16 protein-coding genes and 1 riboswitch are annotated in these 19591 nt (G+C 39.9%); of the genes, 4 read left to right on the top strand and 12 right to left on the bottom strand.

What is annotated here, in order from left to right; all coding sequences use genetic code 11:
* Window positions 1-439: 439 nt before the first annotated feature.
* Together amt and MW695_RS19345 are read left to right on the top strand one after the other, a co-directional pair.
* Entirely contained in the window at window positions 440-2731 is a 2292-nt protein-coding gene (amt, locus tag MW695_RS19350; protein ID WP_247107142.1) for an ammonium transporter, read from the top strand.
* 189 nt (window positions 2732-2920) lie between these two features.
* Entirely contained in the window at window positions 2921-3793 is an 873-nt protein-coding gene (locus tag MW695_RS19345; protein WP_247107141.1) for an SMP-30/gluconolactonase/LRE family protein, read from the top strand.
* Window positions 3794-3864: 71 nt separating this feature from the next.
* On the opposite strand, the gene MW695_RS19340 is transcribed toward MW695_RS19345, so the two are convergent.
* The 6 genes from MW695_RS19340 to MW695_RS19315 all read right to left on the bottom strand — a co-directional run bounded on the left by MW695_RS19340 (window position 3865) and on the right by MW695_RS19315 (window position 13061).
* The gene (locus MW695_RS19340) at window positions 3865-5166 is read right to left on the bottom strand and encodes an NCS2 family permease (protein WP_247107140.1); all 1302 of its coding nucleotides are present in this window, start codon (window positions 5164-5166) and stop codon (window positions 3865-3867) included.
* Window positions 5167-5312: 146 nt separating this feature from the next.
* A riboswitch (purine riboswitch) is annotated at window positions 5313-5414 on the bottom strand.
* Window positions 5415-5656: 242 nt separating this feature from the next.
* Complete coding sequence (locus tag MW695_RS19335; protein WP_247107139.1) at window positions 5657-6841, bottom strand: cytochrome P450 family protein; 1185 nt, start codon at window positions 6839-6841, stop codon at window positions 5657-5659.
* A gap of 234 nt (window positions 6842-7075) precedes the next feature.
* The gene (gene guaA / locus MW695_RS19330; protein ID WP_247107138.1) at window positions 7076-8617 is read right to left on the bottom strand and encodes a glutamine-hydrolyzing GMP synthase; all 1542 of its coding nucleotides are present in this window, start codon (window positions 8615-8617) and stop codon (window positions 7076-7078) included.
* 146 nt (window positions 8618-8763) lie between these two features.
* Entirely contained in the window at window positions 8764-10947 is a 2184-nt protein-coding gene (locus tag MW695_RS19325) for a transglutaminase TgpA family protein (RefSeq protein WP_247107137.1), read from the bottom strand.
* A gap of 16 nt (window positions 10948-10963) precedes the next feature.
* Window positions 10964-12103: a DUF58 domain-containing protein gene (locus MW695_RS19320; RefSeq protein WP_247107136.1), complete on the bottom strand. Its 1140-nt coding sequence runs from the start codon at window positions 12101-12103 to the stop codon at window positions 10964-10966.
* Between the two features lies 1 nt (window position 12104).
* Complete coding sequence (locus tag MW695_RS19315; protein ID WP_247107135.1) at window positions 12105-13061, bottom strand: AAA family ATPase; 957 nt, start codon at window positions 13059-13061, stop codon at window positions 12105-12107.
* Between the two features lie 230 nt (window positions 13062-13291).
* On the opposite strand from MW695_RS19315, the gene MW695_RS19310 reads away from it, so the two are divergent.
* Window positions 13292-14470, top strand: a complete 1179-nt coding sequence (locus MW695_RS19310) for a DHH family phosphoesterase (RefSeq protein ID WP_247107134.1) — start codon at window positions 13292-13294, stop codon at window positions 14468-14470.
* A 51-nt stretch (window positions 14471-14521) separates the two neighbouring features.
* On the opposite strand, the gene MW695_RS19305 is transcribed toward MW695_RS19310, so the two are convergent.
* The 3 genes from MW695_RS19305 to MW695_RS19295 are packed head-to-tail and all read right to left on the bottom strand — an operon-like array spanning window position 14522 to window position 17774.
* Complete coding sequence (locus tag MW695_RS19305) at window positions 14522-15355, bottom strand: 1,4-dihydroxy-6-naphtoate synthase (protein WP_247107133.1); 834 nt, start codon at window positions 15353-15355, stop codon at window positions 14522-14524.
* A 1-nt stretch (window position 15356) separates the two neighbouring features.
* Window positions 15357-16004 carry a futalosine hydrolase gene (locus MW695_RS19300; RefSeq protein ID WP_247107132.1) on the bottom strand — a complete coding sequence of 216 codons (648 nt, stop codon included), beginning with the start codon at window positions 16002-16004 and terminating at the stop codon, window positions 15357-15359.
* A gap of 42 nt (window positions 16005-16046) precedes the next feature.
* A complete protein-coding gene (locus MW695_RS19295) occupies window positions 16047-17774 on the bottom strand; it encodes an ABC transporter ATP-binding protein (RefSeq protein ID WP_247107131.1) in 1728 nt (575 codons plus the stop codon).
* Between the two features lie 231 nt (window positions 17775-18005).
* Between MW695_RS19295 and MW695_RS19290 the strand changes: the two genes are divergently transcribed.
* A complete protein-coding gene (locus tag MW695_RS19290; protein ID WP_156315003.1) occupies window positions 18006-18182 on the top strand; it encodes a hypothetical protein in 177 nt (58 codons plus the stop codon).
* 261 nt (window positions 18183-18443) lie between these two features.
* Here MW695_RS19290 and MW695_RS19285 read toward each other — a convergent pair whose 3' ends face one another.
* The 3 genes from MW695_RS19285 to MW695_RS19275 all read right to left on the bottom strand — a co-directional run bounded on the left by MW695_RS19285 (window position 18444) and on the right by MW695_RS19275 (window position 19585).
* On the bottom strand, window positions 18444-18956 hold the full coding sequence (locus tag MW695_RS19285) for a MogA/MoaB family molybdenum cofactor biosynthesis protein (protein WP_247107130.1): 513 nt from the start codon (window positions 18954-18956) through the stop codon (window positions 18444-18446).
* Between the two features lie 32 nt (window positions 18957-18988).
* Window positions 18989-19249, bottom strand: a complete 261-nt coding sequence (locus MW695_RS19280; RefSeq protein ID WP_247107129.1) for a metal-sensitive transcriptional regulator — start codon at window positions 19247-19249, stop codon at window positions 18989-18991.
* 135 nt (window positions 19250-19384) lie between these two features.
* Window positions 19385-19585: a hypothetical protein gene (locus MW695_RS19275; protein ID WP_247107128.1), complete on the bottom strand. Its 201-nt coding sequence runs from the start codon at window positions 19583-19585 to the stop codon at window positions 19385-19387.
* Window positions 19586-19591 lie beyond the last annotated feature (6 nt).

Raw genomic sequence — 19591 nt, 5'->3', positions numbered from 1 at the left:
GCCAGGATCAAACTCTCCATAAAAGTTGAGTTGAATTAGCTCATATATTTCATAAAACATTGACGAGATTCCTTGTTGCTCACGCAACAATTGTCTCTTTTTCGCTTGGCTTTTGTTCAGTTTTCAAGGAACTCATCGTCGTTTATTGCGACTTTTCTATATTATCAACTAGTGACCACAATGTCAATAATTTTTTTAAATTATTTTAATGTAGTCATGAATGACAACGAGAAATAATATATCATGATTCGTCACCTTTAGTCAATATTTATTTTATTTCTTTTAAACTTTCTTTTCTCGTTTAGATTTATTAACATCGTTCACAACTTAAATATAACATTCATCCCATATAAATGTTATATAACCTAACGCGTAAGTAGTTCTTTTAACTCATATCTAGTAAAAATGACATATGTTAGTTGGAATTAGGGGGATCGATATGGAACTTCAAGAACATTTAAACTTTGTCTGGATTTTTCTTGCTAGTGTATTAGTTCTAATTATGCAAGCTGGCTTTACCGCTCTTGAGGCTGGTCTAACAAGAGCAAAAAACTCTATTAATGTTGCAATGAAAAACATCGCAGATATTATGCTTGCAACGTTAATTTTCAGCTTAATCGGATTTCCATTAATGTTTGGTGAAAGTATTAATGGCTGGATAGGAGGATCATCTTTTTTCTTTCATAATATGTCAGAAGATCCATGGAACTGGTCATTCCTTCTTTTTCAAATTGTTTTTGCTGGTACGGCAGCAACCATCGTTTCTGGTACTATTGCTGAACGTGTTAAATTCTCTGGTTATTTAATAGGAACAGCATTCATCGTTATTCTTATTTATCCCATCTTTGGTCACTGGGCATGGGGAAGCCTTTGGATCGATGGACAAGAAGGTTGGCTTGAGGGCTTAGGCTTTATGGATTTCGCTGGATCAACTGTCGTTCACTCTATCGGGGCGTGGGTTGCTCTTGCAGCAGCCATTATTATCGGTCCGCGAATCGGTAAATACAAGAAGGATGGTTCTGCCTCTTCCTTTAGAGGTGCGAGTCCAGTCATTGCAACGATAGGTGTTTTTATCTTATGGTTTGGTTGGATGGGGTTTAACGCAGGCTCTACTACGTTTGCCGATGGTAACATTGCAATTATTGCCCTGAATACACAATTAGCAGCTATTTCTGGAGGAATCATCGCTCTAATAGTTTCATGGTTCATTTATAAACAGGCTCACGTTGAAAGCTGCTTAAACGGATTATTAGGGGGGTTAGTCGCAATTACTGCCGGTGTAGATGTGATGACGCCACTTTATGCAATGCTAGCCGGGGCTATTGGTGGACTAATCGTTGTATTGGCTCATTTATTAATTGATCGTTTCTTTAAAGTCGATGACGCGATTGGAGCTATTGCTGTTCACGGTGTAGCCGGAGCTTGGGGAACACTAGCAGTTGGTTTCTTCGGTCAAATAGAGCTTCTAGCAGTCGACAGCCGATTCCATCAAATAGGCGTACAAGCATTAGGAGTGGTTGTGGCCTTTGTATGGGCCTTCGGTTTAGGGATACTCTTCTATTGGATCGTTCATAAAGTCTATCCATTGCGAGTCACGAAGGAAGAAGAGATCGCCGGCTTGAATGTATCAGAACACGGTGAGCATATCGCTTTATTCGATTCGATACAAGCTATGAAAGAAATAGCCGCTACAAAAGGAGATTTAACTCAAACATTACCTATTGAACCGTATGAAGATACAGCTGAGCTCCATCAAGCCTTTAATAAATTGGTTGCGAGCCTTAATCGGATAGTCGATCAAGTTAAGACCGATTCCCATTTTGTCCATCGAACGTCTAATACAATGATTGAATTCTCCGAACGTCTTTCATTATTAACTAGTGATCAGAAGGGATATATTGAGCAATCGAAATCCTATTTAAATGACAAACAGAAAAAGTTAGTGAAAGAACTCCTAAATGATGAGCAAGTGCTCGCTACAATTCAAGAATCCTTTAGCAACATGGAGCAAATAGGCAGCAGAGTTTCCACCATTAAAGAGGAAATACAAACGATTGCTTCTCTTATCAATACCATTACAGCTTCACAATCAGAAGCCAATCAATCGATGGATGCATTCACAGAAAAAATGAATCAAATTGCACACTTTTCAACGAAGGTGGGGAATATCACTTCAACTATCTCATCGGTAACCGAAAAGATTAACTTACTATCACTAAATGCTCGTATTGAAGCAGCAAGAGCTGGCGAGCACGGTCAAGGCTTTGCCGTAGTCGCAGAGGAAATTCGGACTTTAGCTGATCAATCTAGAAAAGCCACAAGCGAAATTGTTAAAATTTTAGATGAGAATAGTGAAATCATTCAAACGATAAGCCATGATCAATTAGAAACGGTAACAAGCAAATTTGATCAACTATATAAGGAGCTAAACTCTCTACCAGTTACCTTCACAAGCATAGGTAAAGAAATCGAAAGCGTCCATCAAGAAACGACTTATTTTGTTGAAAAATTAAATCAAGTAAGTCAAGATACATCTAAAATGGGCGAGAACCATTTAAAGCAGCAAGACGAAATGAAGGAGCTACTTGAAATGATCGATCGAATTCACTCAATGACTAACGATTCAACCGATATTGCCAATGTCGTGAAAAACTCTTCGACAAAAATGAAAAAACAAAGTGAGCAATTGCGACAAAGCGTTCAACAATTCAAAACCTCGCCAGCAACATGATAAACGCTACTCTTTCAAGCACTGTGCTTGGCCCGTTTCAAAACTTCCCTATGAGCTATCATTCTCATAAAGAAGTCATAACGAGCGCAGCCAGTGCTCTTCTTTTAAGCAATTTTTCAATGTAAACGTTTCATTCCATATATAACAGGTATACAATTACAATAGATTATTAATGAGGAGAGATGTGACATGATAGAAACAGCAGAACTTATCATAGATGCAAAAGCAACACTCGGGGAATCTCCTAGCTGGGACGAGAAACTTCAAGTTCTCTATTGGGTAGATATTATCGAGAAAAAATGCTTCATCTATGCCCCTTCTAACCATCATCAGAAGACGCTTCAGCTTGGACAAATGGTCGGTGCAGTTGCACCTAACGAATCCGGAGGGCTTATTACAGCTTTAGAATCAGGCTTTTATTTTTATAATAGTGAAGCAAATACGACAGAATTCATCTCCAATCCGGAAGAAGGAATAAACGAGAACCGCTTTAATGATGGAAAATGCGATCCCGCTGGCCGCTTTTGGGCTGGAACGATGAGTCTGAAAGGACACAAAGAAAAAGGAGCCCTCTATTGCTTAGAACCTAATTTATCCAGCACCAAGAAACTTGACTATATAAGTATTTCAAACGGACTTGCATGGTCACCAGACAATCAATATATGTATTATATTGATACACCTACACAAAGGGTTGTACGATTTAACTACGACATCACGAATGGTCAAGTCACTAATCAAACCGAAATCATTACAATTGAAAAAAGCACTGGATCACCAGATGGAATGACGATCGATCAAGAAGGTATGCTTTGGATTGCTCATTGGGGAGGGGCAAAGATTTCGAGGTGGAATCCAACAAGTGGTGAACATTTACTTGATATACCTATCCCTGCATTAAATGTGACATCCTGTGTCTTTGGAGGGCAGGATTTAACGGACCTTTACATTACAACAGCAAGAATGAATGATGAGCAATATGAACACGCCGGGGGCTTATTCCGCATAAAAACCAACATCCAAGGAAGTCCTACTCATCGTTTTAAAAAGAATACCGTTTAAAAAGATATCATCAAAAACTCCATGCAAAAAAGGTTCAAGCAGGGATGTCCCACTTGAACCTTTTGTATGATTTATTTTGGTGAGAAAATAAAGTATAAAACAAAGACAACGAACAATACGTACATTAACGGATGGATTTCTTTCGCTTTTCCTTTACAAATCATCGTAATCGGGTAAAAGATAAAGCCTATCGCAATCCCCGTTGCAATACTGTATGTTAATGGCATCGCAATCACCGTCAAGAAAGCCGGTACAGCAATTTCGAACTTATCCCATTCAATCAAGCGAATGGATGAGGCCATTAAAATACCGACAACAATTAAAGCAGGAGCTGTCACTTGCTCTGTTACAACTGCTAATAATGGCGAAAAGAACAATGCTACTAAGAACAATCCAGCTGTTACAACTGATGTAAACCCTGTACGTCCACCTGCAGCGACACCAGAAGATGATTCAATATATGCAGTTGTTGTCGATGTTCCAAGTACCGCACCAATTGATGTTGCCGTTGAATCAGCTAATAACGCTTTTCCAGCACGCGGAAGCTTATTATCTTTCACAAAACCTGCTTGGTTAGCAACAGCATACAATGTACCTGCTGTATCAAAGAAATCGACAAACAAGAATGTTAGTACCACAATGACTAATGTCCAAATTTCTACTGTCGACCAATCGAACATAAACGCTTGACCAAATGTCGGTGCTAAGCTTTGAACCGAACCAACAATCGCATCCGGACGATCAATTAAACCAAATAGTAACCCAGCAATAACCGTTAGCACCATTCCATAGAAAATACCGCCTTTAAAGCCGCGTACCATTAAAATAACCGTTACGACAATACCGAACACCGCAAGCAACGTCGTCGGAGCTGTCATGTTACCTAATGTAACAGCCGTTGCTTCATCGCCAACTACGATACCTGCTTGCTTCAATCCAATAAATGCAATAAATAAACCAATCCCAGCTCCAGCTGCATATTTAAGCTCTGCCGGAATCGCATTAATGATCATCTCTCGAATGTTTAATAGCGTAATAATAATAAAGATAATACCTGAAATGAATACTCCGAACAACGCAACTTGCCATTCTACTCCTAATCCAATAACAACTGAAAACGCAAAGAATGCATTCAGTCCCATACCAGGCGCAAGTGCAATGGGATAGTTCGCTAATAGCCCCATAATTAATGTTCCAACTGCCGCCGCCAATGCCGTAGCCGTAAATACTGCACCAGGGTCCATTCCAGTCGCACTCAATATATCTGTATTAACAAACAGAATATAAGCCATAGCCAAAAACGTTGTTAACCCCGCAATACTCTCTCGTCCGATTGAAGTTCCATGCTCTTTAAAGCCAAAAAAACGTTCCAACCTTTTCGCCTCCATTTTTTTCAGTCTTCACCTAATTACATCCACAAGCAAACAAGCCCCTTCTAAATCAATAAAAAAACTTCCAATTCATCTCATACGAATGGAAGTTTAACTAGAAATCATCAGATTTAAGACAGGATGCAAGCAAAAATTTAGATGATTATCGTAGTCAAACTATTTACGGTAGTTTGGTAGAGACGTGCAGGCCCTATTCCTGCATTTATACGATAAGACTCTTATATAAAATTATTATTTCTATATAAGAGTCTACCAACATCATTTTTATCTGTCAACAAAAACCGAACAATCGACAACAACCTTTTATTATTATTCGCTTACTCACACTCAATCGTGGCGTATTCCCTTAGAAGCCTTATCGATAGTGACTTAGATACGACTCTGATAGGTAGTTGTAAAACAGCCTAACAAGAAGACCAATAACAGGTATTTTATTACGAAGCTGGCCTGGATAACACCCTTGTTTTGACTTTTAATAAAGCTTAATAGGAAAATGTTTCAACCCGCGAATGATTAAGCTTTGGCGCCATTGTAGGTGAGACAAATCTGCGGCAAGCGAAAGATTAGGATATTCCTCAAGCAGCACTTGAAGCGCGATTTCACCTTCTAACTTTGCGAGTGGAGCGCCGAGACAGTAGTGGATGCCTTTTCCGAAAGCGAGATGAGGGCTTTTCTCTCTTGTGATATCAAGGTTATTCGGGTCGTCAAATTTTGATGGATCATGATCGGCTGAGGCGAGTGAGACAAGGACGTGATCTCCTTTTTCTACTTGTTGACCCATAAATGTAAACGACTCACTTGCCCAACGGTCTGTGCTAAACTCAACCGGGCCATTAAAGCGTAGCAATTCATCAATCGCTTGCCCGATAAGAGAAGGGTCCTCCTTTAATAAAGCTAATTGTTCTGGATGAGTGAGTAAAGCAAGTAAACCATTGGCAATTAAGTTGACCGTTGTTTCATGTCCAGCGACAATTAAAAGGATGACGAAGCCATACAATTCCTTTAACGATAACTGTTCATCTTCTTCTTTTGCTTGAATTAACTCGGACAGTAAATCTTCTTGTGGTTCGAGGCGTTTTTGTTCGATTAATTTTTGTAAGTAGGAGGTAAATTCGTCCATCGCGTCTTCATAACGAGGTGCTTCGGTAATCTCGACGATGACGGTTGACCAACGTTGGAAATCGAGGCGATCCTCAGAAGGAATACCGAGTAGCTCACAGATGACTCGAATTGGAATTGGAAAGGCATAGTCTTCAATAAAATCGACTGCTCTTTTATTCTTCATCATAATTGCTTGTTCTTTGGCGATTTCTTCAATACGACCTCTTAGTTTGGCTATTTTTTGTGGAGTGAAGCCATTTTGAGCGAGGCTACTGAGACGGCGGTGATTAGGAGGATCGGAAAAAAGCATACTGTGGGCAATCGGTGATATAGTTTCATCAGTGAGCTCAGGGTAAACGGTTTTCATTTCTTTAATAAACCGTTTGTCTTTTAAAACAGCTTCTGCCGCTTCATACGAAAAGGCCATCCAAGAATACTGGTCTTCATTGAACATTTTGACTTTAGCAAAAGGCTTGTGTGGCCGGATTTTTTCATAATACTCATAAGGATTTTGATGAAATTCGTTTGAGAATAAATCTACTGATTTCAAGACCATCAATCATGTCCTCCATTCTAATTTTAAGCTCTAACAACTATAATATATAGTATATAACATCCTTAAACTAGAAAGAAGAGTAGAAGTTTCCAAAAATGAGGAAAATAAGTGAACGTGACGATTTTTTCACCCACAAGGAGGACATTGGAATTTCTGAGAGTAGACCCCAAAAATACTAAATAAGTAAAAAGCACAGAGCCTATTATACCTAGACTTTGTGCTTTTCTTTTATACTTACTCCCACTCAATCGTTGCAGGTGGCTTTGACGTGATATCATAGACCACTCGATTCACATGCTTCACTTCATTAACAATTCGTGTTGAAATGATTTCAAGTACATCCCACGGAATACGAGCCCAATCAGAAGTCATGCCATCTATTGATGTGACGGCACGGATGCCAACAGTATAGTCGTACGTTCTCGCATCTCCCATGACACCGACACTTCTCATGTTCGGAAGAGCAGTGAAATATTGCCAAATTTCACGATCAAGCCCAGCCTTTTTAATTTCTTCACGTAAAATCGCATCAGATTCACGAACGATTTCTAATTTATCCTCTGTTATTTCGCCTAAGACACGAATTCCTAGCCCTGGACCAGGGAATGGCTGTCGCCAAACAATTTCATCCGGAATGCCTAGCTCAGACCCAAGCTTACGTACTTCATCTTTAAATAACGTATTGAGTGGCTCAATTAATGTAAACTTCATATCTTCCGGTAAACCACCTACGTTATGATGAGACTTAATCGTCTGTGCTGTATCTGTTCCACTTTCAATAATATCTGTGTACAGAGTTCCTTGTGCAAGAAAATCCATATCTGTTAATTGGCTCGTTTCCTCTTCAAACACATAAATAAATTCATTTCCTATGATTTTACGCTTTTCCTCAGGGTCAGACACGCCATTTAAACGCCCTAGAAAACGGTCTTTTGCATCAATTTTGATGACATTCATATTAAAGCCTTCACGGAACGTTTCCATGACACTTTCCGCTTCCCCTTTACGAAGCAAGCCGTGATCGATAAACATACACGTGAGCTGATCACCAATCGCTTTATGTATAAGCACAGCAACAACAGATGAGTCTACTCCACCACTTAATGCGCAAAGGACTTGTTTATCTCCAACAATTTCACGGATTTTTTCGATTTCGACTTCAATGAAATTCTCCATTGACCACTCGCCCGTACAGCCACATACTTCATAAGCGAAATTCTTCAGCATGTCATCACCAAACTCCGAATGACGTACTTCTGGATGGAACTGAACACCATAGAATTTTTGATCTTCATTACTCATCGCTGCCACCGGACATGATGGATTAGAGGCATCAACAACAAAGCCTGGAGGTGGTGCCAAAATAAGATCACCATGACTCATCCACGTTGTTTGTTCAATCGGTAATCCTTTAAACAAAGCAGATTGATTTTGAACTTGAATCGCCGCTTTTCCATACTCTCGGTGGTCTGCTGCATCTACTTTTCCACCAAAATGCTGTGTCATTAATTGCATACCATAACAAATACCTAATATCGGAATTCCTAAATCAAATATCGCCGGGTCACAATGAGGAGCCCCTTGGGCGTATGCACTATTAGGTCCCCCTGAGAAAATAATTCCCTTTGGATTTAATTTCTTGATTTCTTCTGCCGTCATTTTATTCGATTTCAACTCACTGTACACACCTAAATCACGAATTCGACGTGTAATGAGTTGATTGTATTGGCCACCAAAATCCAACACGACGATCATTTCTTGATTCAATTCACTCATCCTTACCCACCCTTTTTCTGAAGCTATTAACATGCTCCGTAAACTTATTTATGCCTTGTACACTTAAACAACCTTTCTTAACAGTTAAAGAAGGTCTCTTTTCAACGTTAAACACTGATTCATTTTATCAACCTACTATATCTTGGTCAAGAATTCATTTTTTTCACAAAAGCTAACCAACGTGCTTTTTGCTCAAGCCAACTCGAATGCTCTGACTTTTCACTATAGAGAATACGCTCATATTCCTCTGTCATAGCTTCCATTTCATCGGTTACAAATTGATCATCCATTCTTCGTGCATAGGCTCTTATCGTTTCACCAGATTGTCGATGATATCCATTATACCGTAGTAACCATAGAAGATGCTCGTAAGCCGGAACAAACGCTTCCTTTTTTGTCGCTTTCTCATACCTTTTAAGAAGAATATAGAAAACCACACTCTTCCTCTTCATAACCATAACAATGACCGCTAAAAGCAGGAGTCCAACAAGAATCCACGGACCCCCTGGAATCGTCCAATTCCGTGACGTTGCTCCGAGGTCTTGTGTTTGTTCTTCTTCCTCTTCTATTTCTGGCTCCTCTTCCTGTTCCTCTTCCTCAAGCTCTTCCTCTTCACTTGTCACATCTAACGGATCCTCTCCGTTCGTTTCGCTCTCCTCTTCATCAACTTCAAGAAAGTCATACATGTTAGCAAAGCCTTGTGTCGGTTCAAACGGGACCCAACCAACCTCAGGAAAATACACTTCGACCCAGGAATGCGCATTAGAGTTTGTCACCTCATAGACCGAGCGATCTTGACTTAGTTGCTCGACCTCCGTCCCCTGTGTAAACCCCTTCACCCAACGTGCAGGAATATCAAGCGTACGAAGCATCACGACCATTGAAGTAGAGAAATTATCACAATAGCCTCTTCTCGTTTCAAACAAAAACTGATCAACGTAGTCCTGACCACTACTAGGAATGGGAACATCCTCTGTTTCATAAACAAAATCGGATAAACGGAAATACGCTTCAATCGCCTTTGCTTGATCATAACGATTGTCTTCATCTTCAGCAATTTCCTCAGCTAATTCACGTACACGATCAGGTAAAGTATCAGGCAGCTGAGTATAATAATCCACAATATCATTTGGATCTTCTTCATTTGTTGCCTGCAGTACGTCCACATGGAAGCTTGGATACACATAATCATATCGATAGCGTGTCAAAGCAATAGCTTCTTCTTCTCTAAATGTATTCGCACGTTCAGAATATTGATCAACAACAACATCAATGGTGTCATGACTTGTCAATTCAACGAAATCACCAGGGTAAAAGATATGATCAAAACGTGACTCTTCGCCTTCAAATGCAATTTCTGTACTTAATTGCTCAACTGAAATAGCTCCTTCTCTCTCTGTGCGATAAAGCGGGTTTTTCATTCGTTCGGGGGTTGTCGTTTCCCAGCCTCTCCCCGTATAAAGATCCTTTGTTTCACCACGCCAGTAATGCTCCTCAGTTACAGCCGCATAGAATACGATCGTATGATCATCAACGAACCCCCCACCTAGCTGTTCATCAAAATCACCATAGCCAATCCGCTGAACAGGATCATTTCCTGACTCTAACCCTACTGCTGCTCGGACATACGGAACCGGATCAGCCCATTGAGGCTCAGGCTTAGGGAAAAGAAATCCAAATACCCCTCCTAACACAAGAATCGTAATCAACACCCCACTTAGCCTAACAGGTAGCATAGTAGAAGCTGCATGTAATCGTTCTTGTTCAATGAATCGATACATCGTCACAAGCCCTAGTAAAAGAAAACCAATAAAAAACGTACGAACAATAGAAAAGGTCGCATCATACGCCGTAAATGTATCGATAATCGCTACATAAATGACAGTGAAAATAAGGAAAAAAAGCATTCGCCGTGCGTAAACAATCCAATAAAATAATAAATAGCTCATAATCGCTAGCAAGACAAAGAAGAGCAAACTACGAAATAAATCCGTTAACGCATGCCAGCTACCGCCTAACATATAGCTAATATTCAAGGCTACATCTTCAAGAATAGCACCTACCCATTCAAACGAAAAAAATTGACCTTGAAAGAACACTAAAAATAACCCATAAAAGACGACCGCAACTTTCATTAAAGCCGATAACCCAACAGGTAATTGTAAAAACGTAATAAAGAAAAACACAGCTGTACACAACACAAAAATATGAATATAACCTGTATCAGCTACATACGGAAGTGGCAAAAGCCATTCCATTAATAATAAAAAACTTAATCCGTAAAGAAGAAAGTCTCTGCTTAAATCAAGTTTTTTTCTATTTGAGCGCATAAACTCTCTCCCCCTGTTAGCTCATTTCAACCACTTTTACACCTATAGACTCTAATTCACTTACGACTCTCGGATCTGTTCCTTTAAGTGCTACAGTACATATCGTCATCGTTACTCGTTGAGCTTGGAGTGTTCTACATGCCGCTAGCAAAGCTTGATCAAGCACTGCACAAACATAGTAAATATGCGTCCCACTCCATTTCCGATATACTCCGTCAATGGCTTCAATAGGTTGGCGATTTGGCTCAACATAAGCAAGCGCTTGTAAAGCAGGGATCATTGATTGATGAACCGTTATCGACTCCCATCTATCCTTCCGAATATAAAAGCGAGCATACGACTGTCTTCTCATAAGCGTCGCTAATAGAGAAGTCGCTAACTCAATCGATTGTTCAAACATGGGCTGATTTGACTTCTTCGAAAAGGAATCATAGACGAGTAAAGCACCTTCACCTTGAAACGATTCAAATTCTTTGGACATGAGGTCAGAGGAACGTGCTGTTTGCTTCCAATTAATACTGGCTAACCGATCCCCCGGAACATACTGCCTCACACCAGCAAGAGAACGATCTTCTTGAAGAGATGTACGATTACGTTGACCCTCTCTCTCTCTCTGCTGAGCAACCGGAGGTAAGCTGCGTAAATAATGAAAGGATGGATATACAAGAATCTCTGTTTCGTCACCTTGTAACGTTCGTTCTACTTCTAACAACCCGAACAAATCGCCAAACTTACACTTCACCTCTCCAAAACGGTACACACCACGCTTCAAGTTGCTAATCGTATACGTAAAGGACAATGTTCTTTGAAACGAAAAGAAAAACAAAGCTCCAGGTGTATCCTCTTGCTGTAATCTTCCTGGTAGTTCATCAAAGATCCTGACGAAGAAAAAGGGCTGGAATGGGTATTTTTCAACTTTGACAGTCACATCAACAGTCCCCCCCACCTCCACTGCTTCTTCAGAGATGATTCGTCGTATTTGCTTCACTTTAAAAGGAAAAAGAGTGACGACCATCATTAAAACAATAATGGTTATAACACTATAGAATAAATACCAACTTACAAAGCCACCTTGAAACATCGCATATGCAAATAATGCACCAATGATGATAATAAGAAAAACATACTTAAATGCCACTTTCATCCAACGTGTCATTTTATTGTGAAACCTTTCGTTTTATCACCGGAACAGGCACTTGATCAAGCACTTGGCGAATGACTTGCCTCTCTTGTCTGTTTGTCATTTTACTTTCATCCGTTAAAATTAACCTGTGAGCTAAAACAAATGGAGCTAAGTGCTGAATATCATCTGGAATAACAAATTCACGACCTTCAATAAAGGCAAATGCTTGAGCGGCCTTCATAAGTGCAATCGTCCCACGAGGACTCACTCCGAGTTCAACGAGTCGATTTTTCCTCGTTGCTTGAACAAGTTCGACAATATATCCCTTCACATCATCACTAACAAACACATTGTATACTTCCTGTTGAATAGATAATACTTCTTGCGTTGTCATAACCGATTGCAATTGCTCAAGAGGATGCTCATATTGGACTCTAGTCAGAACCTCAAATTCCTCTAATTCATCAGGATAACCTAGCTTCAATTTCAATAAAAAGCGATCCAACTGTGCTTCTGGCAAAGGAAACGTTCCAGCATACTCAACAGGATTTTGAGTGGCCATAACAAAAAAAGGCTTGTCCAATTTAATTGTTTCCCCGTCAACTGTTACACTACTTTCTTCAAGTGACTCTAGCAAAGCTGCTTGAGTCTTTGGTGATGTACGATTTATTTCATCCGCCAGCACGATATGAGACATAACTGGGCCTCGGCGGAATTCAAATTGCTGTGTTTGTTGATTGTAAATTGAAACTCCAGTTACATCAGATGGTAAGAGATCCGGAGTAAACTGTATTCGTTTAAAGTCAGCACCTAAAGATTTCGCAATCGCTTTGACCATCATCGTTTTCCCTACCCCCGGCACATCTTCAAGCAGGACGTGCCCACCGGCAAACATGGCAACTAAGCTAAGTTTAATTTCATCTCTTTTTCCAACAACGACACGCTCAATATTTTCAATTACTTCATTAATTCGTTTTGTTGTTGTTTCCATTTACTTCCTCCATTCTACTTCAACCAGTCTATTTCCATCATACCATTTTATCAACTGCTATAACGTTACATTTGCTTTACCATTTTTGTGGCGAGAAATCCACACACCACAAGACGCGTAGCAAATGGAGTTATTGCTATACTTTTTATGCTTTTTGAACAAGATCTTTTAAATATTACCTTTATATTTATACCATTTGCTTCATACTAGACATAAGGAGGAATAAAACCATGCACTATTTATATTCGCATAATGACCTTGATGGTGTTAGCTGTGGGATATTAGCCCGACTGGCCTTTGGCTCAAATGTAGAAATTCAATATGTATCCATCCAGCGATTGGATCAAAAAATTGAACAGCACCTTGAAACAGCAAAAACGGCTGATTCATTATGGATTACTGATTTATCTATAAACAGCGATAACGAACAAAGAATCCATACATTTATAAAAGCAGGCGGAAGTGTCCAACTGATTGACCATCATAAAACAGCCTTACACCTAAACGATCATTCGTGGGCGCACATTGAGATAGCTCACGAAGAAAGCAAGCTTGCATCTGCCACATCCTTACTTTACGATTTCTTAATCAAATCGGATTACTTACAGCGTTCTCAAGCTCTGGATGAATTTGTCGAACTAGTACGTCAATGGGATACTTGGGAATGGGATCGCAACGAAAATTTCCGTTCAAAACGGTTAAATGATTTATTTTTTTTACTGTCTATCGATGATTTTGAAGACAGGATGGTACAACGACTACCTACGTCTAACAACTTTAAATTTGATGATTTTGAAGATAAAATTCTCGATATCGAAGAGGATAAGATCACTCGCTATATTAAGCGCAAACGCCGTGAATTAGTACAAGTGATGCTTGAAGAGAAATGTGTCGGAATCGTCCACGCAGAAGCATATCATTCGGAGCTAGGAAATAAGCTAGGGAAGGAGTCCCCACACCTTGATTACATTGCTATCTTAAATGTCGGACAACGTAAAATGAGTTTTCGCACGATCCACGACCACATAGACGTATCAATGGTAGCTGAACAATACGAGGGGGGCGGTCATGCAAAAGCAGCGGGTGCAACGTTAAATGACTCTGCTTTCGAGTTCTTTGTCAAAGGGGCATTTCCACTAAAACCTCTACACGTTGATCCTATTCATAATAAACATAATGTAAAAGAATCAGAAAATGGGACACTTTATCGTTCAGAGGACGGCGCTCTCTATTACCTTTACCCTTATCACGAGAATTGGATGTTAGAGCATAACCATGCACCTTACAAAACCTTTGAAACTTTTTTAGAAGGCGAGTCCTACATAAAACGCCGTTATCAAGCTTGGCTCGTACAGGATGAATCCTATATTACCTTTCTAGCGCAAACCGCATTACGTTCAAGACGATAAATGAAAGAGGGTGTCAAAAGGTCTGTTTGCCCTTTTGGTACCCTCTTTCTTTCATGTCTTAAGTAAAGATAAATCAAATTCAGGTACTAGCTGCTCCTGCATTGCTCTTCCTAATAGCTCTACAACCGCATCGTAGCCAGACTCTCCTAAATCAAGTGTATAATCGTTCACATACAATTGGATATGGGCCTCAGTCACAGCCTCTGACATTTCCTGAGCATGAGTAGCAACATACTCTGCTGATTGGTTAGGGTGTTTAAAAGCTTCTTGAACGGAGGCTCTAATCCAATTCGTTATCTCCTCTTTATCGAGCGATCGTTTAGCAATAATAGCTCCTAATGGAATTGGATGTCCTGTATCCTTCTCCCACCAGTCACCAAGGTCGACTAGCATATGCAAATCGTAGTTTTGATATGTGAATCTTGCTTCATGAATGACTAACCCTGCATCAACCTTACCGTCACGAACAGCTGGCATAATCTCGTGGAAAGGCATGACGACTACTTGTCCGATTCCCCCATGAACTTGCTGAGCAGCAAATAAGCGGAACAGCAAATACGCCGTTGACCGTTCACTCGGAACCGCTACTGTTGCTCCTTGTAATTGCTTAGGGTTTGTGGAAGGCTTGGCCGTTAATAACAACGGTCCACATCCTCTTCCCAACGCGCCACCGCAAGGAAGTAGAGCATAATCCTCAAGAACCCACGGTAAGGCCGCATAGGAAATTTTCATCACTTCTGGACCTGTTCTCTCTGCAGCCCAAAAATTCGTTTTGTCTATATCAGCATACGTCACATCAAGCTTCGGAGCACCTGCAACTAACCCATGTACCCAAGCATGAAAGACAAATGTATCATTCGGACAAGGGGAAAATGCAATGTTCATGTTATAATACCTCCGTTATATATTGAGATGTCTCCTTTAATGCTTGCAATGCATCGGCAATTCGCCATGCATCGCGATCCCGTGGACCGATCACATTGGAAATAGCTCTGACTTCCATGAACGGTATCCCTACTTTACTCGCCGCTAAACCAACGCCAAACCCTTCCATCGCTTCAGCGGCCGCTTTAGGATATTGTTCCTTTAACTCAATCGTTCGCTTTGCCGTTCCTGTTACCGTCGATAATGTTAATATTTCGCCAACTTGCATGCTTATATTTGAATCGCTCCCAAAAAGAGTTAATTCATCAACATACGTTTCGTCTGGTACTAATGTTGATTGACCAAAACCTAATGCTTCTACCTTTTGGAAGCCTTCATCCGTTTGCACTCCTAAGTCTGCAAGAATTTGTCTCGAAGCAATGACAATAGACCCGACCGGAGCTCTTTCTTCAAAGCCACCGGCAATTCCCATATTCAGCACATATTGATAGGAACCTCTTGCCAGTTCTAATGCAGTTGCAACCGCTGCTTCAACTGGGCCAACTCCTGCCAGCTTCACATGAAATCGCCTATTTCTTCCTAAGCCTGCTTCAATTGCCTGTTTCTCTGCTTCTACTGATGTCATAATGAGTACGTTGCTTTCGCTCATCTTCTTAACTCCTTTAATCAACCACGAATTAATAGAATGAAGCTATACTTGAACATGCTCTTGTCCAAATTGCGCTTCATATAACCGACTATAGCTCCCACCTTGTTGTAATAGCTCCTCATGGCTTCCTTGTTCTACTATACCATCCTGAGTGACAACAGCAATGCGATTCGCATTTTTTATCGTTGCTAATCGATGGGCAATCACTAATGTCGTCCTCCCTACAGATAATCGTGTTAATGCCTTTTGGATTGCAATTTCCGTTTCCGTATCAAGGGCAGATGTCGCTTCATCTAAAATTAAAATAGGTGGGTTCTTTAAGAACATGCGAGCAATCGAAAGTCGTTGCTTCTGACCACCGGAAAGCTTCACTCCTCTTTCCCCAATGACTGTATCTAAGCCATCAGGCTGAGCGTCGATAAATGATTCTAACTGAGCCTGTCTAGCTGCTTCCATGATTTCTTCTTCTGTTGCATCCAGTTTGCCGTACATAATATTTTCCCGAATGGTCCCAGAAAATAAGAACACATCCTGTTGCACAATACCAATTTGACTTCGTAATGAATCAAGCTTCATTTCACGAATAGGAACGTTATCGATCGTGATTTCTCCATCCACCACTTCATAAAACCTTGGAAGTAAGCTACACAACGTCGTTTTCCCAGCGCCAGAAGGCCCAACAAAAGCGACGGTTTCTCCTTTTTTTATCGATAAATCAATATTAGCTAATACGGGTGTTAACCCTTCATAGCCAAACGTCACATTGTTGAATGAAATATCTCCTTGTAACGTCACGTCCTTGGCATTTGGTGCATCTTCAATGTCAGGCTCCGTATCCAAAATTTCTGTATATCGTTTAAACCCAGCAATGCCTTTAGGATAGCTCTCAATGACCGCATTAATTTTCTGAATCGGGCCTAATAAAATGTTGGCTAACAATATAAAAGCGACAAATTCCCCATTCGTTAACTCCCCACTTATGACAAAGAACGAACCAAATAATAACGTAAATAGTGTAATAATACGCATAAACATATAATTTGCGGTTACATTTTGCGCCATAATCTTATAAGATTGAAGCTTCGTCTGACGATAACGATGATTATTGACAGCAAATTGCTTTTGTTCGTGCTTCTCATTCGCGAATGCTTGAACGACACGGATTCCACCAATGCTATCTTCTACTCGTGCATTAATCTCACCCACGTCATTAAACATCTTCCGAAACGTCCCAGTCATTTTCTTATTAAAATAAATCGCACAATACGTTAATAATGGGATAACTAAAAATGAAAGAATGGCTAGCTTCCAATTGATCGTGACCATTAATATAAACGACCCAACTAACGTCATAATAGCAACGAAAACATCCTCTGGACCATGGTGAGCTACCTCACCAATTTCCTCTAAATCCTTTGTTAGTCTCGAAATGGAATGACCCGTTTTATTTCGATCATAATAGCTAAAAGAAAGCTTTTGCATATGCTTAAATAATTTCCTCCGCATGTCTGTCTCAATGTTAATTCCGAGCATATGCCCCCAATACGTAACAATATAATGCATGCCTGTATTCAGAGCATAGATCAATAACAGACCAAAGCAAGCCCAAAAAATGAGTGACCAATTACCCGTATCTAATAATCGATCAATCACTAGGTTTACCGCAAGAGGAAACGCAAGCTCTAGTAGTCCAACAAAGACCGCACACGAAAAATCTAATATAAACAAGCCTTTATAAGGCTGATAATAGGAGAAAAACCGTTTAATCATTTCTCCACTCCTCACATATTTTCTATCTCTATATCACCACAAATGATAATGAATATCAATTATAGCGAACTATGTAGCAACGTTCAATATAAAAACGATACATTCTCTTTTTTATGTGAAGATTATTTCGCTTAAAGGTGGAGAAACTAACAAGAAAAGAGGGGAAAGGAAAGACACTGATAACATTTGTTTTTAACCTTTTCGATGTCCTCATGAAAGGGGGATTTTCATATGAATAAAATGCCTGTAGGTAGTGTTTTGTTTTTTATCGCTTCTCTGCTATGGTTATTTCTTGCTTTTACCGGAATCGGTAACTGGTCGACACGTGTGTATATATTTTTATTCATCATCTTCATGATCATCGGTCTAATCAATTGGCGAATGACAGATCGAGCTAATTCTGATTAAGAAAAACGCGACAGCGTCTTTTCTTAAAAGCGTTGCGCGGAGCCGTTACAAAGGTTTTAAATTTTTATGAAAGTGGAGCTCTTCCATAAAAACGTGTAATGTGCGAAGCCAACGCCACCTGCGAATTCACCTCCATCTCCCTCGATTCTTCCCTAACCTCCTTCTACAACATTTATAAATCCCTGTCCTAAAAAAAAGAATGCCCCAAAAAAGATCTACCTCTTCCTTTGGGACATCCTTAAACAGGATTGAATATTCATTTTACATGTCCTTACGTATTTCTCTCATAACATGACCTAGCTCAGATATAATTAACTTATCCATTGCTAACTTTACCGCACCACTGGAGCCAGGCATAGCAAAGATAGCTGTATGACGACTCACTCCCGCAATGGCTCGACTTAACATCGCAGCAGGACCGATATCCTCTGTGTAACTTAACATTCTAAATAATTCACCAAATCCAACGATTTCCTTTGTTATGAGTGCCTTAACCGTTTCAATGGTTACATCACGATCCGCAATACCTGTACCTCCATTTAACAAAATCGCATCAATATGAGCAGCTTGAACGCCCTTTATAATGGAGTCATGTATCTCCTTTTGCTCATCTTTGACGATTTCATACTCAGCAACTTTATGACCTTGGTTGAATAATGATTCCTTTATATATGTACCACTTTTATCTGTATCAAATGTTCTTGTATCACTAACCGTAATGACTTTACAATGAACGGTTTTAGGTGCTTCCTTCTTATGTTCAATCACACTCATTTATCACTCACTCCTACTTGAAATAATCGAAACTATCTACTTTTAACAAGTAAATTAACCGCTTCCTGAATCGATACTTCCGTGTCTTCCTCTTTTTCAATTTGCTTTCGTACACAAGATTCGAGATTTGTACTTACAACGACACCTATTGTCCGATCTAAAGCATTTCGAGCCGCTGTCATTTGAACAACGAGTTCTTTGCAATCCTTGCCTTCTTCCATCATTCTTAGTATTGCCTTAACTTGTCCCTCTACACGCTTCACTCTGTTTTTCATCTGATCTGTGTATTCCAAATCGTCACCCCTTTCACTTTTATCCCTACTATTCACAATATACATCACTCTTTATTTGGTCAACTAGTTGCCGTTAGATTCTGTAAAAAAGGATCATCCTCTCCCAATCTCGTCATAAGAAAAGCTTTCATTACACTATATTCCCTTTATGCGTTCACGCCGATAGCATACACCACAAATGTCTAGCCCTTGTACGGCGATTCGCGAATCACAACGGGAACACACCTGAATGGAATGTTGTGTATCCCCTCCAGAAATCAAATGTAATTGATCATGTTTTAAATAACCAAACGTATGATTTTCACTTATTTCATTATTGTAATCCTTTTTAGCCACCCTCGC

Origin of the sequence: Halalkalibacter sp. APA_J-10(15) (assembly GCF_023017105.1) — a bacterium.
GTDB lineage: Bacteria > Bacillota > Bacilli > Bacillales > Bacillaceae_D > Halalkalibacter.
The sequence above is the reverse complement of the archived record's forward strand: the minus strand, read 5'-3'. Positions and strand labels throughout refer to the sequence as shown.

Coding starts and splice junctions, on each gene's coding strand:
- amt (WP_247107142.1), top strand. CDS start 440: ATGGAACTTCAAGAACATTTAAACTTTGTCTGGATTTTTCTTGCTAGT.
- MW695_RS19345 (WP_247107141.1), top strand. CDS start 2,921: ATGATAGAAACAGCAGAACTTATCATAGATGCAAAAGCAACACTCGGG.
- MW695_RS19335 (WP_247107139.1), bottom strand. CDS start 6,841: ATGGTCTTGAAATCAGTAGATTTATTCTCAAACGAATTTCATCAAAAT.
- guaA (WP_247107138.1), bottom strand. CDS start 8,617: ATGAGTGAATTGAATCAAGAAATGATCGTCGTGTTGGATTTTGGTGGC.
- MW695_RS19325 (WP_247107137.1), bottom strand. CDS start 10,947: ATGCGCTCAAATAGAAAAAAACTTGATTTAAGCAGAGACTTTCTTCTT.
- MW695_RS19320 (WP_247107136.1), bottom strand. CDS start 12,103: ATGACACGTTGGATGAAAGTGGCATTTAAGTATGTTTTTCTTATTATC.
- MW695_RS19315 (WP_247107135.1), bottom strand. CDS start 13,061: ATGGAAACAACAACAAAACGAATTAATGAAGTAATTGAAAATATTGAG.
- MW695_RS19310 (WP_247107134.1), top strand. CDS start 13,292: ATGCACTATTTATATTCGCATAATGACCTTGATGGTGTTAGCTGTGGG.
- MW695_RS19305 (WP_247107133.1), bottom strand. CDS start 15,355: ATGAACATTGCATTTTCCCCTTGTCCGAATGATACATTTGTCTTTCAT.
- MW695_RS19300 (WP_247107132.1), bottom strand. CDS start 16,004: ATGAGCGAAAGCAACGTACTCATTATGACATCAGTAGAAGCAGAGAAA.
- MW695_RS19295 (WP_247107131.1), bottom strand. CDS start 17,774: ATGATTAAACGGTTTTTCTCCTATTATCAGCCTTATAAAGGCTTGTTT.
- MW695_RS19290 (WP_156315003.1), top strand. CDS start 18,006: ATGAATAAAATGCCTGTAGGTAGTGTTTTGTTTTTTATCGCTTCTCTG.
- MW695_RS19285 (WP_247107130.1), bottom strand. CDS start 18,956: ATGAGTGTGATTGAACATAAGAAGGAAGCACCTAAAACCGTTCATTGT.